The organism is Pseudomonas sp. Sample_16, from assembly GCF_004307665.1.
Taxonomy (GTDB): domain Bacteria; phylum Pseudomonadota; class Gammaproteobacteria; order Pseudomonadales; family Pseudomonadaceae; genus Aquipseudomonas.
On sequence record NZ_RCOB01000213.1, the window covers coordinates 1 to 24351 of the forward strand.

General features: G+C 59.0%; 24 protein-coding genes and 1 pseudogene. 10 read left to right on the top strand and 15 right to left on the bottom strand.

Annotation, left to right across the window (positions count from 1 at the left end):
* Together D8U69_RS27815 and D8U69_RS27820 are read left to right on the top strand one after the other, a co-directional pair.
* A partial coding sequence (locus D8U69_RS27815; protein ID WP_130908571.1) for a hypothetical protein occupies positions 1-342 on the top strand: 342 nt, incomplete at its 5' end.
* Positions 343-680: 338 nt separating this feature from the next.
* Complete coding sequence (locus tag D8U69_RS27820; protein WP_130908572.1) at positions 681-1484, top strand: hypothetical protein; 804 nt, start codon at positions 681-683, stop codon at positions 1482-1484.
* A 34-nt stretch (positions 1485-1518) separates the two neighbouring features.
* Here D8U69_RS27820 and D8U69_RS27825 read toward each other — a convergent pair whose 3' ends face one another.
* Together D8U69_RS27825 and D8U69_RS27830 are read right to left on the bottom strand one after the other, a co-directional pair.
* The gene (locus tag D8U69_RS27825; protein WP_056853459.1) at positions 1519-2256 is read right to left on the bottom strand and encodes a hypothetical protein; all 738 of its coding nucleotides are present in this window, start codon (positions 2254-2256) and stop codon (positions 1519-1521) included.
* A gap of 192 nt (positions 2257-2448) precedes the next feature.
* Positions 2449-2685 (bottom strand): hypothetical protein, encoded by a 237-nt coding sequence (locus tag D8U69_RS27830; protein WP_056853460.1) that lies wholly within the window; start codon positions 2683-2685, stop codon positions 2449-2451.
* A 355-nt stretch (positions 2686-3040) separates the two neighbouring features.
* Between D8U69_RS27830 and D8U69_RS27835 the strand changes: the two genes are divergently transcribed.
* The 4 genes from D8U69_RS27835 (at position 3041) to D8U69_RS27850 (ending at position 6597) form a co-directional block, all read left to right on the top strand.
* Complete coding sequence (locus D8U69_RS27835; protein ID WP_056853461.1) at positions 3041-3709, top strand: hypothetical protein; 669 nt, start codon at positions 3041-3043, stop codon at positions 3707-3709.
* A 404-nt stretch (positions 3710-4113) separates the two neighbouring features.
* Positions 4114-4590: a hypothetical protein gene (locus D8U69_RS27840; protein ID WP_130904781.1), complete on the top strand. Its 477-nt coding sequence runs from the start codon at positions 4114-4116 to the stop codon at positions 4588-4590.
* A 69-nt stretch (positions 4591-4659) separates the two neighbouring features.
* A complete protein-coding gene (locus D8U69_RS27845) occupies positions 4660-5484 on the top strand; it encodes an alpha/beta hydrolase (RefSeq protein WP_130908573.1) in 825 nt (274 codons plus the stop codon).
* 330 nt (positions 5485-5814) lie between these two features.
* On the top strand, positions 5815-6597 hold the full coding sequence (locus tag D8U69_RS27850; RefSeq protein WP_130908574.1) for a DeoR/GlpR family DNA-binding transcription regulator: 783 nt from the start codon (positions 5815-5817) through the stop codon (positions 6595-6597).
* 231 nt (positions 6598-6828) lie between these two features.
* Here D8U69_RS27850 and D8U69_RS27855 read toward each other — a convergent pair whose 3' ends face one another.
* The 5 genes from D8U69_RS27855 to D8U69_RS27875 all read right to left on the bottom strand — a co-directional run bounded on the left by D8U69_RS27855 (position 6829) and on the right by D8U69_RS27875 (position 13425).
* Entirely contained in the window at positions 6829-8115 is a 1287-nt protein-coding gene (locus D8U69_RS27855) for an FAD-binding oxidoreductase (protein ID WP_130908575.1), read from the bottom strand.
* Positions 8116-8247: 132 nt separating this feature from the next.
* Positions 8248-9612: a glutamine synthetase family protein gene (locus D8U69_RS27860; protein WP_130908576.1), complete on the bottom strand. Its 1365-nt coding sequence runs from the start codon at positions 9610-9612 to the stop codon at positions 8248-8250.
* Positions 9613-9932: 320 nt separating this feature from the next.
* On the bottom strand, positions 9933-11279 hold the full coding sequence (gene chrA, locus D8U69_RS27865; RefSeq protein ID WP_130904730.1) for a chromate efflux transporter: 1347 nt from the start codon (positions 11277-11279) through the stop codon (positions 9933-9935).
* 120 nt (positions 11280-11399) lie between these two features.
* Positions 11400-12398 (bottom strand): GTP 3',8-cyclase MoaA, encoded by a 999-nt coding sequence (moaA, locus tag D8U69_RS27870; protein ID WP_056853468.1) that lies wholly within the window; start codon positions 12396-12398, stop codon positions 11400-11402.
* Between the two features lie 175 nt (positions 12399-12573).
* Positions 12574-13425 carry a CAP domain-containing protein gene (locus tag D8U69_RS27875; protein ID WP_056853469.1) on the bottom strand — a complete coding sequence of 284 codons (852 nt, stop codon included), beginning with the start codon at positions 13423-13425 and terminating at the stop codon, positions 12574-12576.
* A 141-nt stretch (positions 13426-13566) separates the two neighbouring features.
* On the opposite strand from D8U69_RS27875, the gene D8U69_RS27880 reads away from it, so the two are divergent.
* Positions 13567-14187 (top strand): cell wall hydrolase, encoded by a 621-nt coding sequence (locus D8U69_RS27880; protein ID WP_056853470.1) that lies wholly within the window; start codon positions 13567-13569, stop codon positions 14185-14187.
* Positions 14188-14198: 11 nt separating this feature from the next.
* On the opposite strand, the gene D8U69_RS27885 is transcribed toward D8U69_RS27880, so the two are convergent.
* The gene (locus tag D8U69_RS27885) at positions 14199-14714 is read right to left on the bottom strand and encodes a DoxX family protein (RefSeq protein ID WP_056853471.1); all 516 of its coding nucleotides are present in this window, start codon (positions 14712-14714) and stop codon (positions 14199-14201) included.
* Positions 14715-14965: 251 nt separating this feature from the next.
* Between D8U69_RS27885 and D8U69_RS27890 the strand changes: the two genes are divergently transcribed.
* Positions 14966-16468, top strand: coding sequence for an aldehyde dehydrogenase family protein (locus D8U69_RS27890; RefSeq protein WP_130908577.1), 1503 nt, complete (start codon positions 14966-14968; stop codon positions 16466-16468).
* Between the two features lie 47 nt (positions 16469-16515).
* Here the strand turns inward: D8U69_RS27890 and D8U69_RS27895 are convergent, their stop codons facing one another.
* Both D8U69_RS27895 and cynS read right to left on the bottom strand, forming a co-directional pair.
* Positions 16516-17175 carry a carbonic anhydrase gene (locus D8U69_RS27895; protein ID WP_056853473.1) on the bottom strand — a complete coding sequence of 220 codons (660 nt, stop codon included), beginning with the start codon at positions 17173-17175 and terminating at the stop codon, positions 16516-16518.
* A gap of 59 nt (positions 17176-17234) precedes the next feature.
* Positions 17235-17702: a cyanase gene (cynS, locus tag D8U69_RS27900; RefSeq protein ID WP_056853474.1), complete on the bottom strand. Its 468-nt coding sequence runs from the start codon at positions 17700-17702 to the stop codon at positions 17235-17237.
* A 127-nt stretch (positions 17703-17829) separates the two neighbouring features.
* Here cynS and cynR point away from each other — a divergent pair, with 127 nt between their 5' ends.
* Complete coding sequence (cynR, locus tag D8U69_RS27905; protein WP_056853475.1) at positions 17830-18711, top strand: transcriptional regulator CynR; 882 nt, start codon at positions 17830-17832, stop codon at positions 18709-18711.
* A 98-nt stretch (positions 18712-18809) separates the two neighbouring features.
* Here the strand turns inward: cynR and D8U69_RS27910 are convergent, their stop codons facing one another.
* From D8U69_RS27910 to D8U69_RS27925, 3 genes are all read right to left on the bottom strand, one after another.
* Positions 18810-19139, bottom strand: coding sequence for a hypothetical protein (locus D8U69_RS27910; protein ID WP_056853476.1), 330 nt, complete (start codon positions 19137-19139; stop codon positions 18810-18812).
* 521 nt (positions 19140-19660) lie between these two features.
* A complete protein-coding gene (locus D8U69_RS27920; protein ID WP_056853478.1) occupies positions 19661-20164 on the bottom strand; it encodes a GNAT family N-acetyltransferase in 504 nt (167 codons plus the stop codon).
* 41 nt (positions 20165-20205) lie between these two features.
* Positions 20206-22155 (bottom strand): DNA topoisomerase III, encoded by a 1950-nt coding sequence (locus D8U69_RS27925; protein ID WP_130908578.1) that lies wholly within the window; start codon positions 22153-22155, stop codon positions 20206-20208.
* Positions 22156-22363: 208 nt separating this feature from the next.
* Here D8U69_RS27925 and D8U69_RS27930 point away from each other — a divergent pair, with 208 nt between their 5' ends.
* On the top strand, positions 22364-22732 hold the full coding sequence (locus D8U69_RS27930; protein ID WP_056853480.1) for a DUF427 domain-containing protein: 369 nt from the start codon (positions 22364-22366) through the stop codon (positions 22730-22732).
* A gap of 51 nt (positions 22733-22783) precedes the next feature.
* Here D8U69_RS27930 and lldD read toward each other — a convergent pair whose 3' ends face one another.
* Positions 22784-23935 carry an FMN-dependent L-lactate dehydrogenase LldD gene (lldD, locus tag D8U69_RS27935; protein ID WP_056853506.1) on the bottom strand — a complete coding sequence of 384 codons (1152 nt, stop codon included), beginning with the start codon at positions 23933-23935 and terminating at the stop codon, positions 22784-22786.
* 140 nt (positions 23936-24075) lie between these two features.
* A pseudogene (locus D8U69_RS27940) lies at positions 24076-24351 on the bottom strand (MFS transporter); the annotation flags it as partial.

A 24351-nucleotide genomic window follows, 5' to 3' on the forward strand; every position in this document is an offset into this window, starting at 1 on the left:
GGTGGAAACGGTGGAGGCCACGGCGGCGGGAATGGTGGTGGTCACAGCGGTGGTCGCAGCGGTTCCGATCACGGCGGCAGCTCCGCCAGCAGCGGTCATGGCAAGGGTCTGGCCAGCGATCATGCCGGTAAAGCCACCCGCAATCACGGGGTGAGCGGTAACCATTATGGCAGTGAGCGCAATGACGACAACGGTCATGGCACCGCGACTTCAGGCATTGCCAGTTCGAAAGACACCCGTGGCATCAGCAAAGCCCGGGCCGTCTCGACGACTACACCGGGTGATCACAACACCAAGGGACTGACCAATGCCGGTCCGTCGGGGTCGAAAAAAACCCATTGAGTCGTGGTTGAGGCAATCCGCTTGAGCCGTAAAGAAAACCCGCAGTGATGCGGGTTTTTTTCGCCTGGCGTTTCGGCGCTGTTTCTTGCGCACCTTGGGTGCGCGTCGTTCATGCGAACCCGTTCCTCATCACAAAGTGATAACGCTTAAGTGTATGGCCGATCCGAAAGCTAACGTTCGTCGGATGTCAGGTTGCTATCACTGCATTCGCCTGCTCATTCCGGCACGGCTGCTAAGCTTCGTCGTTGCAGCGTCCGAGCCTGTTCTCGGCTGACGTTGCGTGTGTACCCACGGAGTACGATTTCTATTCCTGTCGGCAACCTGCACGGAGGCAGGCGATGGTGATCAAGAGCATGGTCGAATCGAGTGCGGACGGGGTTCCCGAACCGCTTGATCGAGAAGAAATGGAGCGGGTGCTGGCGTCGTTGCTGGCCAGTCCGTTATTTGCCAAATCGCGGCGCATGGGCAGTTTGTTGCGCTTTCTGGTCGAGCATGACCTGCAATCTTCCAACACCCAGCTCACCGAGTACGCCATTGGCATCGCGGTGTTTCGTCGTGATCCGGCCGTCTATTGCACGGGTGACGATCCGGTGGTGCGGGTGCAGGTCGGCCGGTTGCGGCGAAAGCTCGCCGCGCATTACGCCACCAGCGGCCAGCAAGAGCCGGTACGGCTGAGCATTCCCCCGGGTTGTTATCGCTTGGTGTATCAGCGCTTTCGGCATAAACACATCGGCACGCGCCACCCGGTGTTGCAGATCCAGCCGTTCACCTGCATTACCCGCGACGGCGACGATTTTGCCCGAGGGCTGTGTGAGGAGTTGAGCTGCCGCTTGTTTGAGTCATTCGAACAAACCCAAACAGGCACTAACCATGTATTGCTGAAAGTGCCGCGCAACAGCGTCAAAGCTGCCGCGATGGGGCGCGGTGGACGCTACTGCTATTGCCTGGAGGGCAGCGTGCGGGTCGAGCCGGCACGGGTGCGGGCGTCGTTGCGGCTGGTGGATGTAGCGCAGGGGCGGATTCGCTGGTCGGCACAGTTCGACCGCAACCAGCCCTATGGCATCGCCACCCAGGAAGCGTTGGCCGAGTCGATCTGCCTGTCGCTGACGGGCTACTTTGCCAACGGCGCGATCGATGAGTAAAAGGGGCGACCCTGAGGCCGCCCCGTTGCAGGGGTTACACGGTTTTCCATTGACCGCCTTCGTAAAGGCGACCTGCGGTGTTATCGAACGTCAGGTCGATTTCGATCGCCTTGGAGCGTGAGGTACTGAACATGGTGCTGGTCTGCACGTTCTGTTCGAACCACACGAGGATGGTTTCGACGGGGGTCAACACCGTGTTGCCGGTGACCACCTGATCGACGGCCACATAGATCGGCGTACTGACCTGTTTGCCATCGATGCCGGTGGACAATTGGTTGATGCCTGGATGAATCGGTGCGTAGTTGTTCACGAAGGTCATGGAGATGTCCGGTCCCCCCGTTACCGCCGGGCTCAACAGGCCGTGTTCATCGAGTGTCGAAGTCTGCCCCAATCCTATGTTGACGATATTGGTCGAGACTTTGACCTGAACGTTTTCCTTGAACACGTTGGAAGCGAACAGCTGATATTGCGGAGTCCAGCTGAACTCGTTGTTGCTCAGGTATGCGTCATACGACTGCCAGACCACGTTGTAGTCTGCTGTGCCGACTTTCTTGGCAAAGCACAGCTTGTAGCCAGATTTTTTCAGCAGGGTCAGATCGCCGGCGGCGATCTCGATGGTGACGACTTTTTGCGTTGCCGCCAGGGCGGATCTCAGTACCCGGTTATAGTCTGACGTCTTCAGTTGCGTTGCACCCATGATCGATTTGACGGCTTCTTGCACATCATTGTGAAGCTGCTGGCTTTGTTGGCTGACAGCAATTGATTTGCTCATGGTTCCCTCTTCCTTGGTGGTGTGTTGGGCAATCAATGGGGCGGCGGAGAGTGATCCCGGTCGGTCCATTGAGGGCTTCACTCTAGGTTCATGGGGCAGGGGAGCGAAGTATCTTGGCGTTACAGGCGGGTAACCGCGTTGTATCAAATGCAAGCAACGACGAGGCGACCCAGAGGCCGCCTCGCCCTGGTTTCAAGCGGCCTGCGCGTCGGCCCAGACGAAATTCCAGCTGGTACGTTTGCCCTTGGCGACCTCGATCAGCTTGTTCTCATACACGGTGTGATTGACCACGCCGGTGTAAGTCAAGGTACGGGCAGCATTGGTGCCGCTGCACTCGCCCGGTGTTCCGCCAGCCTCGACCATGGCTTTTTTCATGTCGGCTTCCGACGGGGCACTGCTCTGGTTTTTTTCCACTTTTACAAAACTCATGATTTCACCTCTTCCGTGATGGGGGATCGGCGCAGGGCAAGGCCGACAGGCTGTCAACCCTGAAAACTCACCGAAGGCCATACTCTATTGGCCTGCCTCGCGGCGCAGAAGTGACAACTGCGTCGCTGAGGTAACACGCGGGAAACAGTAGAAGGCGCTGAGGTATCCGCGACGTATCACTCGAGGCAATTCATCAAGGTACGAGATGCCTCGCGTTCTGCGGACGATTGGGCGCGTGCGCTCATAGCGACCATTCATTTGCTCGATACTCATCATTAAGCAATGCAAGTTCTGTTTTTCTGTCATCAGAGGAGGATAGGGTCATATCGATCTCGCCTTTGAAGGAATCAGCGCGATGAGAATGTCGACCTTGCTGGCTTTTATCGCCGTATTAAGCGGTGGCTTTGCTGTTGCCGATCCGGCCGTTGCGGCTGACCCGTCCTGCCACTTCCTGCCCATTGCCGACAGTGCTGCCAGTTTGCGACAGGCGAAGACCGTGGCGGTGCTCTATAGCGAAAACACCCTTAACACCCAGCAATACCTCGAGCGCTACCACGCGGTGGCAGTGAACGGTGCGAAGAATCCCCAACTGGATTCGCGGATCAGCCAGGCGTTTGTTGACAGCTCCGATCCGCAACGGGCGATCAATTGGTTGATGGCATCGTTGCAGAAAGAGTTCGCGTCGGTAACGGTCTACGACAGCCTGGATGCAGCGGTACAGGCCCATCCGGATGTGGTAGTGATGCTCGACACTTACAGCCGCCTGGTCTCCAAGCGCAACAGCCAGGTTGAGGCGCGATTCATGGCCAAATTCTACGATGCGAACTTGCAGTACATCGGCCAGGCTGAAGGTTCGCGTGCTCAACAAATGCCTTCGGTGTGGGTGCATGGCAAGGCCGCGCCGCAGATTGCCGCGCAGATTGGTCAGCAGACCGAACTACAAGTGAATGCCTTGAAGCAGTTCGATGCAGCGTTGAAGGCGCTGGTGAACACAGGCGCTGCGGGGCATGTCGCGAGTAATTGATGCACGTGCAGCAGAGCCAGGCTGCAGTAGACGCAGTGTAGATAGCGTTTGCGTCAGGTAAGTTTGGAAGTGCGAAAGCTCAACCGACGACTGGTGAAATAAATGCTTGAGCGGTAGCCGGTCATGCCGCTTGTCGAATCTGAAAAGTCTTTGAATAAACTTTCTCCTGTCCATCACCTTCAGATGACTGTGGACGCCGCATTCAGTGAATCACCGAATGAGTATCGGCGCCTTTTTGGCCTGAGGAGTTTGGTCATGTGCCTGCGTAACAAAGGCATCATGATGTTTCTTGATGCCGCATTGGGTTGTACGCGACCGTACTAACCGATCAGAGTGAGTCTATCGTGCCGAAAATTTTGACCTCCTACATCGACGAAACCGAATTGAGCGAGCACAACGCAAAGATGTTCGGATCGCCCAAGGAGCGGTTGGATTTCTACCGAAGGGAGATTCAATACGAAACCAGTATTCTGGCCAATCGAACAGACGCTTACTTGGCCGCTCAGTCATTTTTGGTGATTGCCTTTGCGTCCTGCATGGCCAATCTGAACCCCGAGTGGGGGAAACTGTTTACGTTGGTGGTACCTCCGTTTCTGGCGCTGTTTGGGGTACTCAGCTCACTGAACGCCTGGCCCGGAATACGAGCGGCCTATGACATCATCGATCATTGGTATTTCAAACAGAGTGAGCTGCTTCGCAGTGAACCACTAATGGGATTGGCCTATGACGAATCGCCTTTGTTTTCCGAACGAGAGTCCACCCATAAGGGCTACCGCAAAGCCTTGCTGTTTTCGGTTCGTACGCCATGGATTTTTACGACGTTCTGGATAGTGCTGGGGGCCTGGTCGATCTTCATTCAAGTGACAAACCCAGGCGCGTGAGATGAGTGATTCTGCTCAATGTTGTGTGTGGAAAGGGTATGCAGGGAAAGTATGCCAAGGGGCAAAACGATGAGAACGCACACATTAACCGTTGACGATTTGCAGCTGAACGTTTCAATCCGAGGTCAAGGCTCGCCGCTGCTCTTGCTCAACGGCCTGGGTGGTCTGATCCGCACTTTCGATCCTCTGCGCGAACAATTGGCAGACTACAAGACCATCACGCTGGACGTGCCAGGGGTCGGCAAATCGCAAATGCCCCGCTGGCCAATGCGTCTGCCGCGCCATGCCGACTTGATCGCCGGGATGCTCAGGCAATTGGGAGTCGACCAGATCGACGTGTTCGGCGTGAGTTGGGGCGGTGCATTGGCGCAAGAATTCGCCCTGCGGTACCCGAGCATGGTGCGCCGTCTGATCCTCGCAGCTACCTCGGCCGGCCCGGCGATGCTGGTGAAGCCCGCCGATGTCCTGGATTTCTTTGGCAGGAGCAAAAGCGCCAATCTGCGCAAACAGGAACGCTCGCGCCATTCGATTCAGACGCTGCTGCGCTTCGGTGTGGTGAACGGCATGCTCACGGCCAACCCGAGAACCTATTACCATCAGCTTACAGCGCTGGTCGGTTGGACAAGCCTGCTGCGGTTATTCCGTCTGCGCCAGCGCACACTGATCCTCACTGGCGAGCGCGACACTCTGGTGCGACTGTACAACGCGCATATCCTGCGCCGCACCATACGCCTTGCCGAGCTGCACGTCTTGAAGGGCGAGGGGCATTTTTTTGTGGTAACCAGCGCCAGGCGAACCGCCGAAGCGATACGCGAGTTCCTCTGCCAGCAGCACGGCGATGAAGAATCAATGGGCCGGCGAATCGGCTTGGCCGATGCGACAAGTTGCGACTAGGAAGCAGATACTCCCGGCACATTCATGTTTATTTTTCCCAGGAGCAGACCCACGGTTTCGCAAGGGGTTCGATGACTGTTCAGGTATGTACCAGTGCAATGGTAAACGAGACCACGATCATGCAGGCAAACGCGAAATTCAGATTCATGAAGTTTTCATCCGGAATAGGAGAGATGGACGCCATTTTGGACAGGCCACCGCTGAATAAAAAATTCGGCTTCATGATTTGAAAGATCGAAACAAATGATACCTGGTGCGATGGTTTGTGTTTGTCGGGCGGTTTGGCTAATCTCGCTAAACCCGCAGATTAACGCGTAAACAGGCACAAGCATGCAGGATCACTCCGCAACCGAACTCCCACATCTGCGTCGGCAGAAAATCCTCTTGATCCTCGAGCGCGACGGCAAAGTCATGGCGTCGGGGCTGAGCCAGCATTTCGCCGTGTCCGAAGACACTATTCGCCGCGATCTGTCGGAGCTTGCCGCGGCCGGACTGGTGCAGCGAGTCCACGGCGGGGCGTTGCCGCGGCCCAAAGACACTGGCAAGGATTACTTCACCCGGATCAGCGAGACCGACGAGGTGAAAACCCGTCTTGCGCAACTGGCGGCCGAACGGGTTGAAGACGGCCAGACCGTGATGTTCGACTCCGGCACCACCACATTGCAGATCGCGCGTTCGTTGCCGTTGGACATTCGCATCACGGCCGTCACTGCGTCGCCCATGACAGCGATCACGCTGTCGGAGTACAAGGGCGTCAAAGTGATTTTGGCCGGTGGCCAGCTCAACCCGGCGACGCTGTCGGCCAGCGGGCATGAAACCTTGCGTCTACTTGAAGGGATCAAAGCCGATTTGCTGTTCACCGGGGTATGCGCGATTCACCCGGAAGTGGGCATCAGCTCGCTGCATTTTGATGAAGTGCCGGTGAAACAGGCGATGCTCGACAGTGCGTCCCATGTGATTGCGGTCACCACGGCGGACAAGCTTGGCGCGGTGGAACCGTTCGTGGTTGCGCCGTGTTCGCGTTTGCACACGTTGATTACCGAGCGGCATGTGGCCTCGGGGAATATCGAGGATTACCGCGGGTTGGGGATTGAGGTGGTGCAAGCTGTGTGACTGCCGGCAGAGGTGCGGTGAGTTTGCCGGCCTCATCGCTGGCAAGCCAGCTCCCACAATGACCGCGTTCAACACAGCTTTTGTATACGCCACTGAACCTGTGGGAGCTGGCAAGCCAGCTCCCACAATGACCGCGTTCAACACAGCTTTTGTGTACGCCACTGAACCTGTGGGAGCTGGCTTGCCAGCGATGAGGCCGGCACAAACAACATCAATGCCGGCTCGAACCACTCAGCGCAATCGCTCAAGCATCTGGTAATACCACATGCCCGCCGCCAGCATCGGATTGCCCAGCAAGTCGCCCATCGGCACGCGGATGTGTTGGCAGGCGGCGAAGGTGTCGAAGTGCTCAAGCTGCCCGGTGATCGCACGGCCCATGATTTCACCCATGATGTGGCTGGTGGCGATGCCGTGGCCGGAGTAGCCTTGGCAATACCAGACATTGTCCGAGAGCTTGCCCAATTGCGGAATGCGGTTGATCACGATACCCATCGCGCAGCTCCACTGGTAATCGATGGCCACGCCTTTGAGTGCCGGGAACGTCTGCTCGATGCACGGGCGCAGCTCGGCGGCGATGTCCCGTGAATCCTTGCCGCTGTAATTGGCGCCACCGCCGAACAGCAAACGACCATCGGCCGTCAGGCGGTAGTAGTCGAGCACGAAACGACAGTCATACACGGCCAGGTCTTCGGGGTTGATCTGTTTCGCCAGATCCCCCAGTGGCGCGGTGGTGACGATGCCGCCCATGGCCGGGAAAATCTTGCCCTTGAGCTTGCCCGGCTCAAGCTTGTGATAGACGTCGCCGGCCAGCAGCACCTGATTGGCATCGATGCGGCCGTGAGCGGTACGCACCCCGGGCGTATCGCCATGAATGATTTCCAGCACTTCGCTGTTTTCAAAGATCAGCGCGCCCAGACTCTCTGCGGCCCGCGCTTCACCGATGCACAGGTTGAGCGGGTGCAAGTGCATGTTGCGGGTGTTTTTGATTGCGCCGTGATAGAGATCGCTTTGCAACAGATCGTGCACCTGGCTGCGGTCGAGCAGGCTGACCTCATCAGCCATGCCGCGTCGCACGGCTTCGTCGTAATCCTTGCGCAGACTGTCCATGTGGCTGGGCTTGTAAGCGGCATGAAGGTGGCCGTGCTTGAGGTCGCAGGCGATGGCGTATTTCTCGACCCGCTGCTTGATGATCTGATGCCCGCGCCAGCGCAGATGCCAGATGAAATCGTCGACTTCATCGCCAAGGGTGTGGCGCATCTGTTTGCGCATCGCTTCATCGCCCGACAGGCTGCCGGTGACTTGACCACCGTTGCGCCCGGTAGCGCCCCAACCGATTTTATGGCTTTCGACAATGGCGACTTTCAGGCCTTTTTCCGCGAGTTCGACGGCGGTGGCGACGCCGGTGAAACCGCCGCCGATGATCACCACATCGACCCGGTGCCGGCCTTGCAGGGTCGGGTAATCGGTGTCCTGGTTGAGGGTGGCGGTGTAGTAGGAATTGCTGCGTTGTTGAGTCATGGCTGTGTCCGGGGAAAATGTGGGGGAGTGCAGTCGTTGTAGGAGTGAGCCTGCTCGCGATGGCGGTGTGTCATTGACCAGTGATGGTGGCTGACACGACCTCATCGCGAGCAGGCTCGCTCCTACAGGGGCTTACGCCTCAGTCAAATACCAACGCCAATCCTGCTCACCCACTTCAGCCATGAACTGCCGATACTCGGCACGCTTGACCGCCAGATACACCCCGAGAAATTCCTGCCCCAATGCATCCCGCGCCCACACCGAGTTTTCCAGTGCCGTCAGCGATGTCAGCCAGTCGGTCGGCAACAATTGCGTGGCTTGTGCGTAACCGTTGCCCTCTACCGGTTCCCCCGGATCGAGGTTTTCAGTAATGCCGCGATGAATGCCGGCCAGTATCGCTGCTGCCGCCAGATACGGGTTGGCGTCGGCGCCGCAGATGCGATGTTCGATGTGCCTGCTGTTGGCCGGGCCACCTGGAACTCGCAAGCTCACGGTACGGTTGTCGACGCCCCACGTCGGCGCCAGCGGCGCGTAGCTGTTGGCCTGGAAGCGCCGGTAGGAGTTGGCGTTGGGGCAAAACAGCAGCAACGAGTCAAGCAACGAGGCGAGCATGCCGCCGATGGCCGTGCGCAGCAGCGGTGTGCCGGCCGGGTCTTCGCAGGCGAACAGGTTGCGGCCCTCGGCATCGGCGATGCTGACATGCATGTGCATGCCGGTGCCGGCCAAATGGTCAAAGGGTTTGGCCATGAAGGTCGCTTGCATGCCGTGCTGGTGTGCAATGGCTTTGACCAGGCGTTTGTAGCGCACCGCCTGATCCATCGCTTGCAAGGCATCACCGTGTTCCAGGGTGATTTCCACCTGGCCTGGTGCGTATTCGGAAATCGCCGTGCGCGCCGGAATGCCATGGAGTTTGCACGCCGCGTAGAGGTCGGCCAGGAACGGCTCAATCTGTTCCAGTTCGCGCAGGCCATAGACTTGCGTGTGTCGCGGTCGACCGCCGTCGGCGTCCAGCGCCGGTTGCGGGCGCCCGAGATGATCGCGCTTGGCATCGAGCAAGTAGAACTCCAGCTCGCACGCCATCACCGGGTAGTAACCCTGGGCTTTCAGGCGCTCGATTACGCTGATCAGCAGGTGGCGCGGGTCGGCGATGCTCGCCGGCCTGCCTTCCTGCGGGTGCATGCTGACTTGCACGGCGGCGGTCGGAATCTGCCGCCACGGCAAGCGCACCAGGCTGCCTTCGAGCGGGTAGGCACGACAGTCGATATCGCCCACATCCCAAACCAGCCCGGAGTTCTCGACGTCGTCGCCCTGCAAGGTCAGGCCGAGGATGGTGCTGGGCAGCGGACGACCGCTTTCATACACCGCCAGCAGTTCTTCGCGGTGCAACAGTTTGCCGCGCGGCACACCGTTGGCATCGAGGATGAACAGCTCGATCATGTCGATATCGGGGTTGTTCGCCAGGAAAGTCTGGGCGTCTTCAAGGGCTGCGAATTTCATTGTTCGTCACTCACGTTGGCGTCCTGCGGACGCACGGATTCAGGCCTCGGCACGACTACGGATACAAAGATCCGGGGCATGCAGGCAAAGGATTAGCGAAGGAAGAGGCTCTACGCGTTTGGGACGCGATCAGGCGAGCAGGGTGCTATCCGGCGGACGTGCGGAGTGACGGAGTTTGGAACGGCTCAAGGCCATGGGCAGGTTGACAATGCGGTTCATATCGGATGTTTCCGGCATTGGGATTCGTCGATGGCGGGTGTGACCCGCCATCGGGCGTGTCTGGATACTAGGGGGGAATCTGATGCGTGTAAACGTTTCATTCATCGCATCATGTGTACGCCAAGGCCGATTATCGCAGCGCCGAGCAACACCTCGATCACCCCGCGCTTGAAGCGAAACAGGGCAATGGCCGCCACGATCGCGATCAGCAACGAGGGCCAGTCGAGGGGGTTTTCGAAGCCCTTGGGCCACAGCACGTGGTAGCCGAAAAAGCACGCCAGATTGAGGATCACGCCGACCACGGCCGCGGTAATCGCCGTCAACGGTGCGGTGAATTTCAGTTCGTTATGCGTCGACTCCACCAGCGGCCCGCCGGCGAGAATAAACAGGAACGAAGGCAGGAAGGTGAACCAGGTCACCAGCGTTGCCGCGACGGCACCGGCGACAAAGGCCTGGTCCGGGCCGAAGACTTGCAGAACGTAGCCGCCGATGAACCCGACAAACGCCACCACCATGATCAGTGGCCCGGGGGTGGTCTCACCGAGCGCCAGGCCGTCGATCATCTGCGTCGGCGTCAGCCAGCCATAGTGACCGACCGCGCCCTGGTAGACATACGGCAACACCGCGTAGGCACCCCCGAATGTCAGTAGCGCCGCTTTGGTGAAGAACCAGCTCATTTGCGTGAGCGTGCCGTCCCAGCCAAACAAAGCGGTCAGGGTGGCCATGGGCAGTGTCCACAGGATCACACCGGTCAGCGCCAGGCGTGCCAGCTTCAGGCTGCTGAAACGGGCATGCTCGGGGGGCGGCGTGTCATCGTCGATCACGGCCGGGCCGAACGACTTTTGCGTTGCGCCATGGCCACCGGTGCGAAATTTTTCCGGGGCCAGTCGGCCGCCGAAGTAACCGATCACTGCGGCACCCAGGACGATCAGCGGAAATGGCACGTTCAGCACAAAGATCGCCGCGAAGGAGGCGCCGGCGATGCCCCACAGCCAGCCATTTTTCAGTGCCCGCGAGCCGATCCGGTGGGCGGCTTGCAGCACAATCGCGGTGACCGCCGGCTTGATCCCGTAAAACACACCGGCTACCACCGGCACTTCACCGAAGGCGATGTAGACCCAGGACAAGCCGATCAGGATGAACAGCGAAGGCAGCACAAACAGCACACCCGCGATCACGCCGCCCCAGGTGCGGTGCATCAGCCAGCCGATGTACGTCGCCAGTTGCTGGGCCTCGGGGCCGGGCAGCAACATGCAGTAATTGAGCGCGTGCAGAAAGCGTCGCTCGGAAATCCAGCGTCGGCGCTCGACCAACTCCTGGTGCATGATCGAAATCTGTCCCGCCGGCCCGCCGAAACTGATGAAGCCAAGCTTGATCCAGAAGCGCAAGGCTTCGCGCAGGCTGATCGGCTCGGGCGTGGAATGTTCCTGTTTTGGTAAGACGCTCAAGCCTGCGCTCCTGGTGTCGATGCCACTGAATTGAGCTCAGGCTACGGATAACGATTTATCGCGTCCAATGGTTCTTGTGCGTTGATGGGGAATGGCTGATACGCCTGGCGGTCGTCAGCTTCAGCCGCCCGTCATGTTCATGAACCGAACGACTTGAACATCGTCGTTCACTTCGAAATTGTGTCGATAGGGCTTGAGTTTCATCGCTTCGATGATCGCTTTCTCCAGGCGTTCGGGATGCCCTGGATGGCTACGCAAAACCGCCTTCAAATCCACCGAATGTTCATTGCCCAGGCACAGCAGCAAGCGTCCCTCCACGGTCAGTCGCACCCGATTGCAGGTACCGCAAAAATTATGGCTGTGGGGCGAAATGAACCCCAGGCGAATTTGCGGTGCTTCGGCCAGGCGCCAGTAGCGTGACGGGCCTTGGGTCGACTCGGCGGAATCAATCAGCGTGAAGCGCTCGGCAATCCGCTCGCGCACTTGTGTGCTGGAGCAGAATGCTTCGGCGCGGCTGTGTTCATCGATGATGCCCAGGGGCATCTCTTCGATAAAGGAAATGTCGAGGTTACGATCGATGGCGAAGCTCACCAGATCGTTGATCTCGTGGTCGTTGCGGCCCTTCATCACCACGCAATTGAGTTTGGTATGGCTGAACCCGGCCTGGTTGGCGGCGTCGATGCCCTTGATCACTTGCGCCAGATCACCGGTGCGGGTCAGTTCGCGAAAGCGCTGTGGGTCCAGGCAATCGAGACTGATGTTGAGGCGCTTGACCCCTGCATCGAACAACGGTTGCGCCAGTTTGGCCAATTGCGAGCCGTTGGTGGTCATGCACAGTTCACGCAGGCCGGGCAGGGCGGCGATCTTTTCACACAGCTGTACCACGCCCGGACGGATCAGCGGCTCGCCCCCGGTCAGGCGGATCTTGCGGGTGCCGAGCGCCACGAAACTGGCGGCCAGCTGATAGATTTCTTCCAGTGTCAGCACCCGTTGGCGCGGGAGAAACTGCATGTCCTCGGCCATGCAATACACACAACGGAAATCGCAACGGTCGGTGAGCGACATCCGCAGATAGTCCACGCGCCGGGAGAACCCATCTAGCAGGACCCGTTCTGACATGACACCCTCGCTTGGCGCTTTTATAGAGACTTGCGTTTTTGACGCAAGTGTTGAGCGCAGGCTAAGAGCAACGTTGATAGGCGTCCAATCACTATTAATAACCAAGTGATCGAGCGGATCTATGATGGATTGATTTATCCGTAACGTCGCTGACGGGCTTGCGGCTGGCAGGTGCTCACTGCGCACCAAACATGGCAGTCCAGTAAATGCCGGCATCGCTCTTCGGATCATTGGCATACGCCGCGCCCAATTCGTTGAACTGCGGGTTCATCAGGTTGGCGCAGTGGCCCGGGCTGGCGAGCCAGCCGTCGACGACCTTGCGCACGGTGTCCTGCCCGGCGGCAATGTTTTCGCCGATCTGCTGGAAGTTGTAGCCTGCCAGTTCCGCGCGGTCACCCGGTGTGCGGCCGTCGCGATCCTTGTGATCGAAGAAATTGTTGTTGGCCATTGCCCGTGAATGGGTTTCGGCAGCGGCACCCAGCGTGGCGTTCCAGGCCAGTGGTGTGGTGGCGTTGAACGATTGAGCGCCGCACTGGCGCGATTTGGTGCGTGCGGCATTAAGCTCGGCCAGCAACTTCTGGCCTTCGGCTTGCCAGTCGCCCAAGCGTGCGCTCAGCAGTGGACGCGCCACTACAATTCGCCATTCGCGGTCCTGGCGGCTCACGCCGACATCGACAAATTGCGGGTCGAGCACGATCTGGCAAAAGCTTTCCTGAATCGCTTTCATCGCCGATGCCGCATCACGCGGTCCGGACAGGCTGATCGCCTGCACGTTCTTCATGGGGTAGCCGGCAGTCACCATGGCTTGCTGCAGATTGCCAATGCTGGTGGCGGAAAGTGCCAGTCGCGGATCGGCCGCCAGTGGTGGCAATTCCGATGAAACCTGACCGGCGCAACGTTGCAACTGGCTGCGATAGAGATTGATCGATTCGATCAACTGTGACTCATCGCTGGCCACGGCGCTGGCGGCCAACAGCATTCCCAACGACAAACCGGCAAAGCGCATAGCGGATGGTAGAAAACCCATGGAAAACTCCTTGTGCTGACTGCGCCATGATGCGCGAAGTTGCCTTGTCACAGTCAACGGATTTTCCCGAAAGTTGTGGCGCAAGTGCAATCATTTCACTACTACACTCTAGCGATACTGCCTACAGAGTACCGCCCGACCATGTGCCAACACTGGATAACAACCTGCTTCGCCCTGATTCTGCTCGCTGGCCCGGCATTGGCCGCCGATCAGCAGCAAACCCAAAAAGTCGCCGAAGACAAGGCCGAGGTGCTGGAGCAAAAGGCTGCCGAGAACAGCAGCCCGGCACCGGTGCCCAAGTCCGAAGCCATTACCCAGCCTGAAGTGCAGGCCGTTGACCCGGCCGGCAAGGCGCCGCTGGACGACGCCATCACGTGTCTCGCCCGATCGATCTACTGGGAGGCCAAAGGAAAGGACGCTGCCGACATGGAAGCGGTGGCCAACGTGGTGATGAACCGTCTCGGCCATGATGGCTTTCCCGATACCGTCTGCGGCGTGGTCAAGCAAGGCTCGGAAACCAAAAGCTGCCAGTTCTCGTGGTGGTGCGACGGGCGTGCCGATTCGGTTCAGGAGGAGGTGCCTTACGCCCTTGCCAAGGAGATCGCACGCAAAGCGCTGAACAAGCAGTTGCCGGATCGCACCAAAGGCGCGCTGTACTTTCACGATCGCACGGTTAAACCGGATTGGGCCAAGGAATACACCAATACGGCGAACATCGGCCTGTTCAAGTTTTACAAGCCGCTAAATGGAGATGCCAAATAGCGGCCTTTTTTTCAGTTATGACGGCGACGCCAGAAGAACCGCGCCAGCAGCGCATCGAGACTGAATTTACCCGGACCCGAAAGCAGCAGCGGCAGCAGTGCGGCGAGGTAGATCAGCGGCAGTTTGAAGTTGCCGTAGCCTTTGTTGGTGATCGAGTAACCCTGGGCCAGTTCGCTCAGGCTCGACCAGTCAGCGGGCCAGTGCACGGCGGCGGTTGCGACGATGGTGACGACAATCAGGCTGATGGCCGAAAACCGTGTAGCCAGGCCAACCAGCAAGGCTAGGGCGCAGATCAATTCCACCCACATCGACATTTCCCAGTTCAGCGTGGCCGGCAGGTGGTTGAACGGAAACAGGAAGCGCTCTTGAATGTCGGCGAACCAGTTTTCACCGTTGTATTTCTCCAGCCCCGACTCGAAGAACTCCCAGGCCAGGAACACTCGCAGCGTCAATGGCGCGATCCAGTGGCCGACGCGATCAAGGTTCAGGTGCAAGCCTTTGACGGCCGATGAAATCGAAGTATTCATGGACGGTGTCTCCTTCAAGTCAGTGATGTCGGGCGAGGTGTGCCCGTTTAGCGACAGATGAATTTCATCAGGCGGGTGTATCTGCGTTGTGTCACTTGCGCGGGGGTTTAAGGCTTGTTGTGTCGAGGGCGGGGCTGTACACACTTTGATACGTGGAGGCCGCAGGTCAGGTCGCTATCGCAAGCAGGCTCGCTCACACAGGTGTTTTGCTATACATTTTCTGCCCGCCCATTGCATGGTGAAACCGCTTCATGTCTCTTGCGCTCGAACGTCTAGTCGCTGGCACGCCGATCCCTTTCGCCGGTAACCGTGTCACTGTGGTCAGCCCCGAACTGGCGGCACGCTTCCAGCCCGGAGACCACTTGCTGGTAGAACAGGTCAGCGGCGAGTTGCTGTTGATCCCGGTGGCTGATCAGCAGGCGGCCGCCGTGGCAATCGAACGCGCGCAAGCGGCGTTTGCTGCGATGTCGGCGGTGTCGGATCAGGCGATCAGCAACTTCTTCGACCTGTTCGCCCAGCGTCTGGAAACCCCGCAGTGCTGGGCCTTGATCGAAGCCGCCAACCAGGCTGACATCGAGCGAGCGAAGTCCCGTGGCCGGTCGACCACGCGTTTGCTGGCCGATGAACGCATGCGTCGCGACATGATTGCCGGCCTGCGCGCCTGGCGAGACGCCTCTGCCACCCGTGGCAAAGTGATCAGCTGCGTCGAGCACGACGGCTGGAAGGTCGAGCAAGTGGTGTCGCCGCTGGGCATTGTCGCGTTTGTCTTCGAAGGTCGACCTAACGTTTTTGCCGATGCCGCGGGTGTTTTGCGCACGGGGAACACCGCGGTGCTGCGCATCGGCAGCGATGCGCTGGGCACCGCCCAAGCCATTGTGGCCCATGCGTTGAATCCGGCATTGAGTGATGCCGGGTTGCCGAGCGGCGCGGTATCACTGGTGGAAAGCGTCAACCATGCAGCCGGTTGGGCGATGTTTGCCGACCGGCGCCTGTCGCTGGCCGTGGCCCGTGGTTCGGGACGTGCCGTCAGCCAGTTGGGCAGTATCGCGCAACAGGCCGGCACGGCTGTCAGCCTGCACGGTACCGGTGGTGCGTGGCTGATCGCTGATACCGATGCCGATACCGGTCGCTTCGCCAGCGTGGTCCGCAACTCCCTCGACCGTAAAGTCTGCAACACCCTGAATGTTTGCCTGATCCATCGCAACCGCGCCGCCGAACTGGTGCCGGTGTTTCTCGATGCCTTGCAACAGGCCGGCAAGGCACGGGGCCAGGGCTGCAAGTTGCACATCGTCGAAGGCAGCGAAGCATGCCTGCCGGCCGATTGGCTCAATGCAACCGTCGAGGTTTATCGCGCCGAAGGCTACCAGAGCGAAGCCTTGGCCGAGCCGTTGCCCGAGGATCAACTGTGCCGCGAGTGGGAGTGGGAAGAAACGCCGGAAGTCAGCCTGAAAATCGTCGACGACCTGGACAGCGCCATTGCCTTGTTCAACCGCTACAGCCCGCAGTTCACCGTGTCGCTGATCAGCGAAGATGCCTCGACGCAGGAGCGTTTCTACAACGCAGTCAACGCGCCTTTTGTCGGCAATGGCATTACCCGTTGGGTCGATGGCCAGTACGCGCTCAACAAGCCGGAGCTCGGTTTGTCGAACTGGGAGAGCGGGCGCCTGTTTGCGCGCAGTGCGATTCTCTCGGGCGATGGCGTGTTCACCATCCGCAGCCGCATGACCCAGATCGATCTGGGCGTCAAACGCTGAGTGATTCAGCTGGGCGACCGCCGCAATGGCGGTCGCCATCGCCTTGATCAGGCCGCTTCCATTGCTTTGCCAGGCACAGCGCAAGTGCCAGGATGCTCAGCCAGCGGCAGAAAACGATGGCTGCTGCCATCGAGTGCATCGATCGAGCCGGTTTCGATGTCATAGACCCAGCCGTGCAAATTCAGCAGACCTTTTTCCTGGGCCAGGCGCACGCTTGGATGAGTCTGGATGTTGGCCAATTGCGCGATCACATTCTCGCGCACCATCGCGCTTATTTTCGCCGTTTGCGTAACGTGAGGCCGTGACTCGTTGATGACTTTCGCCGACTCGGCGTGCTGCAACCAGCCGCTGACGGCGGGCAGGTGATCCATGCAGGTGCATTTGGCGACAGCGGTCATGGCGCCACAGTCCGAATGCCCGCAGATGACGATATCCGTTACGCCCAACACGGCAACAGCGTATTCGACGGTGGCCGACACACCACCCGGATGAGGGCTGTAGGAGGGCACGATGTTGCCGGCGTTACGGATTACGAACAACTCGCCGGGTTCTTGCTGGGTCAGCAATTCGGGCACTACACGGCTGTCGGAACAGGTGATGAACAAGGTACCCGGTTGTTGCGTGGTGGCCAGGTGTTTGAACAGGTCGGTGCGTTGTGGAAACACTTCTTTCTGGAATTTTACAAAGCCTTCGATGAGCGCTTTCATGGCGGCGTCCTCATGGATGAGCGGATTTGGCCCGCACGGTGGTACGGGCCGTTTTCGACTTAGAACGGACGCAGGGGCAGGAACTTGCCGTCGAGCGTAATCACTGCGCGCGAACCGCCTTCCGGGTCTTCGACTTTTTTCATGTCGAGCTTGAAGTTGATCGCACTGATGATGCCGTCGCCGAACTGCTCATGAACCAGAGCCTTCAAGGTGGTGCCGTAGATCTGGATCATTTCGTAGAAGCGGTAGATGGTCGGATCGGTCGGGACACCCGCAAGGCTGCCGCGCAGCGGGATGATCTGCAGGCGAGCCACCGCCTCGGCATCCAGGTCGAGTTTCTCGCCGATCACCTCTGCGGCGCTTTGCGGCAGTGGATGCTGGCCGAGAAGTGCAGCGGTGACATAGGCAAGGCCCAGGCCGGTGCCGTCAGCCAGGTCTTGCCACGACAGATTTTTGCGAGCTTTGGCATCGAGAATTGCGGTGGTCAGGGCCAGGCTTGGATCGTTATAGGCGTGAGACTGTTGCATGGTGGTTCTCCTGTCGCTGGGGGAAGTGTCTGGGTGTGAAGCCATCTTCTTCCGTTCAATCCATAGCGTCCAAGACCGATATACAATGCAAGGCATAAGTACTGCCTATAGATAGAAAGGTCTGAGCATGCTGCTGCGACATCTGCGTTACCTGTTGGCCGTGGCTGACCATGGCGGCTTCACCCGTGCGGCCGAAGCCCTGCATGTTTCCCAGCCAACGCTTTCACAACAGATCCGGCAACTGGAAGAGACCCTGGGTGTCAGCCTGTTCGATCGCACGTCGCGTACGGTCAAGCCGACCGACGCGGGTCAGGCGTATATCGAATGCGCTCGGCGGGTGCTGATAGAGCTGGAGGCGGGCAAGCGTGCGCTGCACGACGTGAAGGATTTGTCCCGGGGCACTTTGCGTCTGGCCATGACCCCGACTTTCATGGCCTACCTGGTGGGGCCGCTGGTGCGCGATTTCGTGGCGCGTTACCCGAACATTCACCTGGAGGTGTTCGAGCTGTCGATGGACGACATCGAAACCGGGTTGGCGCAGGACTCTCTGGACATCGCGATTGCGTTTGATCAGGTGAGAAACCCTGATATCGAATCGATTCCTGCATTTACCGAAACCCTGGGATTGATGGTCGGCCAGGCGCATCCGTTGTATGAAAGCCGGGACACCGTGACCCATGACCAGGTGGCGCAGCTGCAGTTTGCCTTACTCAGCGCAGATTTTTTCACGCGCACCTGCATTGACGAGTATTTCACCCGGGCGCAGATAACGCCGAAAGTGGCGATCGAGGTCAATTCAGTCAACACGCTGTTGGAAGTCATTCGGCATACGGCAATGGCTACAATCCTTCCGGAGCCCATTGCAACCAGCGACCGCGCTCTGCGCATGATCCCGCTAGCGGGGGAGGCGCCCCAGCGTGGCGCTGCATTACTGCGTCGTAAAAACAACTATCACAGTGCGGCGGCGTTGGCTTTTGTGCAGGTGGTGTTGGCTGCTGGTATGTCTTGAGTGGCAACATTCCCCACTTTCATTCAGCCATTAAAAAGGGCCTGCTCTTATCAGGAGCAGGCCCTTTTTATTTATGAGTCAACAATGGCTCATTTCAATTAGTAGAACCGATCAATCACCCGAACTTCGTTCTTGTTCTGCATCGAATCCCAGGCCTGTTTCAGCGTTTGCAGGACATTGCCGATGAAGTCTTTGTCGGCCGCGGCTTTTTTGCCGACATAGCCCTGGCCGCGACGGTACATCTTCAGTCGGGCGAGCAGGTTCTGGTTGTTCTGGTCGAACTCTGCTTCATGGGCATGTGGCGACAGGCAATCGATATGAACCTGACCCGATTTGCTGATCCACAGGATATGGCTGTCGTGGCTGTCTTTCTTTGCCGCGAACATACGAGCCAGTTCTTCGATAGTAGGTTGATTGTTCAGATTCATGATAAAGCCCCCTTGACCATTTGGTGATCTTTCAAAGTTGATTCGCTAATACAAGTAGCCCATCGGTTAGTTGATCCCTGGCACCGAAACCAGGACGTCAGCGGTCGGCCGTCAATACGACGGGGTCCCGCGTCTGCTGCATGTAGTCGTGTTGAATAACTGCTACGCAATAGCGTCACAACGAAGAGAAGCGGCGATAACCTTTGGCCCCTGCCGACGTTTTCAAGGTCGGCCACAAGCTTCATGAGGATGGATCGCCAGCGCTTCTCGTCCTTGTACTGGACGTTCAGGCCAGGTCAGCTTCTTCAATCTGCCTTGTGGGCAGCGTGTATCCGGAAAAAACAGCTCGGCGGTCAGACGAGCTTGCTCAAGCGTGTTGCGTGTACTCCCGATCGGGGAGACGTCTGCATCATGCAAGGGCAAATCGTGCTCGTCAACGGTTTTGTAGTGATTATTTTCAGTCACTACATATTGTCGGACAAAGCTGGGAGGAATTAAAAAAGGCGCTGTAAAGGCGTCACTCAGGCTGGCGGTGCTGGCGCCTCGAAGCGGTAAAGGGTGCAGGGATAACCTTCTACCGTGAGGAAATGTCGAGTAAAACCGCCTGCGCTGAGATCGGGCATCACGGTGGCCCAGAACAACCGAGCAGGCAGGTTCGCTTCGATGTGGAAAATTTGCCATTGACCGGGAAATCGGCTCAAGAGGGTGGAAACGACAAACCTGGCGACACCCTGGCCACGAAAGCGTCGGCTGACAAACAAGTAGCCGATGTTGTAATCGGCGCCGGGCAAGTGGGTGTTGTCATCCACGGTCACGAAACCCGCCAGTTCGCCGTCGACCCGGATCAAAAACGGTCGGGTGGCGGGTTTTTGCCAATAGTCCGACAAGGGGCGAAGGCTGAAAAAGCCGTGTTCGCTCAGTTTCAGCGGCAACCATTCACTGAAGTCGTAGGTGTAGAACTGCATCAGGTTTTCAATGGTTTCCAGTTCGTCGCGTTGCGCGGCGTGCAGTTCTATCGAGGGCATACTGGCGAACTCCTGTCTTGATGCCAGGACAGTATGGCCGATCAACCCTTGCTCGCCGGTTTCGCGCTGCGTCTGGTGCCAGTCGCCGCTTTGCGCTTGGCAGGCTTGCGCTTGTTTTTCCATGGCGTGGCACCGCGTCCGGCGGGGCTTGCCGGACCGCTGATGGTCAGGTTCAAACCGGCACATCGACTGACCTGTTTGCTCATCCAGGCCGCCTGTTTGGCAACGAACTCTTCGAGGCGCATTTCCCCGCTCTGCACCATGTCCAGGGCTTGCTCCCAAATGGCCGTAGTGCCCGGATCGGCAATGGCGCGAGGCACCGCATCGATCAGACTGAAAGCGGCCGGCGTGGCAGAAAGAGCCTTGCCGTTCTTGATCAGGTAACCACGGTCGAGCAGACCCTGGATGATCGAGGCGCGGGTCGCTTCGGTGCCGATACCCGTGGTGTCCTTGAGTTTCTGCTTGAGCAGAGGGTCTTCCACCAGTTTGGCGACGTTTTTCATCGCCTTGATCAGGTCGCCCTCGGTGAACGGTTTGGGCGGTTGGGTCCACAGGTCCTTGAGCTGCACGCTGGCCACTGCGCAATCAATTCCTTCGCGCAGGTTGGGCAAGGTTTGAGGCGCTGGGGCTTCACGACCTTTCGCCGGGGCAAGCGCTTCGGGCAGGGCGCGTTTCCAGCCGGGATCGACGATTTGTTTGCCCACCGCGCGCAAGGCTTCACCGGCACAGTCGAAATCAGCCTGGGTGCGGTCATACTCGTGATTGGGCAGAAACTGCGCGAGATACCTGGCCCTGATCAGCGTATAGACCGCGCGGTGCTTGCCGGTCAGGCGTTCGAGGTTTTTGGCCGCAGCAGTAGGGATGATGCCGTGGTGCGCACTGACCTTGGCATCGTTCCAGGCCCGTGAGCGCCTATGGGGCTCCAGGTGATCGCGCAAGGCATCCAGCGCCGGATCGGCTTGCCTGAGGGCGGCGAGAATCGCCGGTGCTTCGACGTGCTGGCTGACGGGCAGATAGCCGCAGTCACTGCGCGGGTAGGTGATCACCTTGTGGGTTTCATAAAGTGCCTGGGCGATGTCGAGGGTTTCCTGAGCGCCGAGCCCGAGTTTCTTCGAGCAGACTTCCTGTAGCGTGCCCAAATCGAAGGGCAGTGGCGCCACTTCACGCATGCGTTCGGTGCGCAGCTTGATCACCCGGGCACTTGCCGCGCCCATCATTGCTGTGGCTGCCTGTTGGGCCAGTGCCTGATTCAGGCAGCGATCCTGATCGTCGCAAACTCCGGATGCCGCGCGCCATTGCGCGGTGAAAGCAGGGCCGTCGTGCAGCAGTTGCACGTCGATGGCCCAGTAGGCGACCGGGACGAAGTCGGCAATGCTGCGGTCGCGATCCACTACCAGGCGCAGGGTAGGGGTTTGCACCCGGCCTACCGGTAACACGCCCTGATACCCGGACTGGCGCCCGAGCAGCGTGAACAGTCGACTCATGTTCATGCCGATCAACCAGTCGGCACGACTGCGCCCCAGTGCGGAATGGTAGAGATTGAAGGTTTCGGCGCCTGGTTTGAGCGACGCGAGGGCTTTGCGGATCGAGGCGTCGTCCAGCGCCGACAGCCACAGGCGGCGGATCGGGCCGCGATACTTGCAGTGCTCCACCAGTTCCCGGGCGATCATCTCGCCTTCGCGGTCGGCGTCGGTAGCAATGATCAGTTCCGACGCTTCACCGAGCAGACGTTTGACCGCCTTGTACTGGCTCGCCGTGCGCGGCTTGACGGTCATCTTCCATGTGCCCGGAATGATCGGCAGGTCGGCCAGTACCCAGCGCTTGTAGCGCGCGTCATAGGCATCCGGCGGCGCGGTTTCCAGGAGATGGCCGATGCACCAGGTCACCGTGACGTCCGTGCCCAGCCAGCAGCCGTCGCCCCGGCGTCTGGCGCCGAGCACAGCCGCGATGTCTTTGGCCTGGGAAGGTTTTTCACAGAGGTACAGCCGCATAACCACCATCGTTGATCAGTGTCCGGGGAGGTGCACAGGATGGCGGGTGATGCGCGCCGGAGCAATCATTATCTGTATGGATGTACAGCCTTGGCGTTGCATTTGATTTCATCGCCTTCGCAATCCGTTCGGCTGCGAGGCCGCCAAGGTCAGCCAAGTTGCGTTATACCTGATGAATCGACTCATCACCGTCTCGAGGAACGTATACATGAAAACTTCAGGTCCCAGCCCTGTCATCACCATTGCCGAGCAGCCCGGTTGCCTGTTGGTGAAGTTTCACGGGATCCAGGTCGCGGCGTCCTCCCGCGCGCTGGTGCTGCTTGAGGCCAACTACCCACCGGTTTACTACGTGCCCCGCGAAGACATCGACGAGAAGTATTACGCCCGCACCGATCACACCAGTTACTGCCCGTACAAAGGTGATGCCAGTTATTTCAGTCTGCAAGTGCCAGGGCACGAAGGAGCTAACGCCGTGTGGAGTTATGAAAACCCCAAAGTGTCGGTGGCGCAGATCCGTGAATACATGGCGTTTTATCCCGACCAGGTGAAATTCGAGGTGGTCGAGCTTGAAGAGTGATTGTCTGTGCGGCTGACGAATCGTTTGCGCACACGGCAGGAACAAGCATCGTCAGTCGGTATTCTTGATTGCCTGTACCAGGGTGCTCTCGTCGATCTGAGCAATCGACGTCACCCCGGTCAGCGTCATCGCCACACGCATTTCCCTGGCAAAGATATCCAGCATGTTCTCCACTCCGCGTTGACCATCGGCGGCCAGCGCGTAAGCCATCGAACGCCCCAACAACACGCCCTTGGCGCCCAGCGCCAGCATGCGCACAACGTCCAGCCCTGAGCGGATGCCCGAATCGACCAGCACCGTCAGGTCATCGCCAATCGCTTGTTTGATCGGCGGCAATGCCTGGGCAGTGGAGAGAACCCCGTCCAGCTGCCGGCCGCCGTGGTTCGACACGACAATGCCATCGGCACCGAAACTCACCGCGTCCTTGGCGTCCTGCGGGTCGAGAATGCCTTTGATGATCATCGGGCCTTTCCAGAAATCGCGAATCCATTCCAGGTCGCTCCAACTGATCGATGGATCGAAATTGTTGGCCAGCCAGCCCATGTAGTCTTCAAGTGTCACGGCTTTGCCGAGGTACCTGGAGATATTCCCCAGATCATGCGGCCGGCCCATGAGGCCGACGTTGTACGCCCAGTCGGGTCGGGTCATCGCTTGAAGCATGCGCCGCGATGACGCAAAAGGCCCGGACATGCCCGAGTGGGCGTCGCGGTAGCGGGCGCCGGGGGTTGGCATATCGACGGTGAACACCAGGTTCTTCACCCCGGCAGCTTTCGCCCGTTCCAGGGCGTTGCGCATGAAGCCGCGGTCCTTGAGCACATACAGCTGAAACCAGATGGGTTGCTCGCTTTGCGCCACGACTTCCTCGATCGAACAGACCGAGACGGTGGACAGGCACAGGGGGATGCCTTTGTTCTGCGCCGCTCTCACGGCCTGCACCTCACCACGGCGGGCGAACATGCCGGTCAGCCCCACAGGCGCGAGGATGATCGGCATGGCAAGAGGTTGATCGAAGAGGGTGGTTTCCAGGCTCAAAGTTTCGACGTTCTTGAGGATACGCTGGCGCAGGCTGATACCGGTCAGGTCGGCGCTGTTGGCCCGCAGGGTATGTTCCGCGTAAGCGCCGCCATCAATGTAATCGAACAAAAAACGTGGGAGTTTGCGACGTGCTGCCTCGCGATAATCGGATGCAGAGGAAATGATCATGCCGGTGCCTCGGTCAGTGTAGGAGCGAGCCTGCTCGCGATGGTCGTTAACGATAGCGCGTGCCTTCAGGTTGAACACGGCGCTCTTGAGACCTATGCGAGCGAACTCGCTCCTACAGAATCCAGTTTGTGAGTTGGCTGTCAGTTCTTGTCCAGATCGACGTTGCGCGTCTCACGCAAACAGATCATCCCCACCACCAGGCTCACCCCGGTGATCAGCACCGGATACCAGAGCCCGTAGAAAATGTCCCCGGTGTAGACCACCAGGGCAAACGACACGGTCGGCAAGAAGCCGCCGAACCAGCCGTTACCGATGTGATAGGGCAGCGACATCGAGGTATAGCGGATGCGCGTCGGGAACAGTTCGACCATCAGTGCCGCCAGCGGGCCGTAGCACATGGCGGAGATGATGATCAG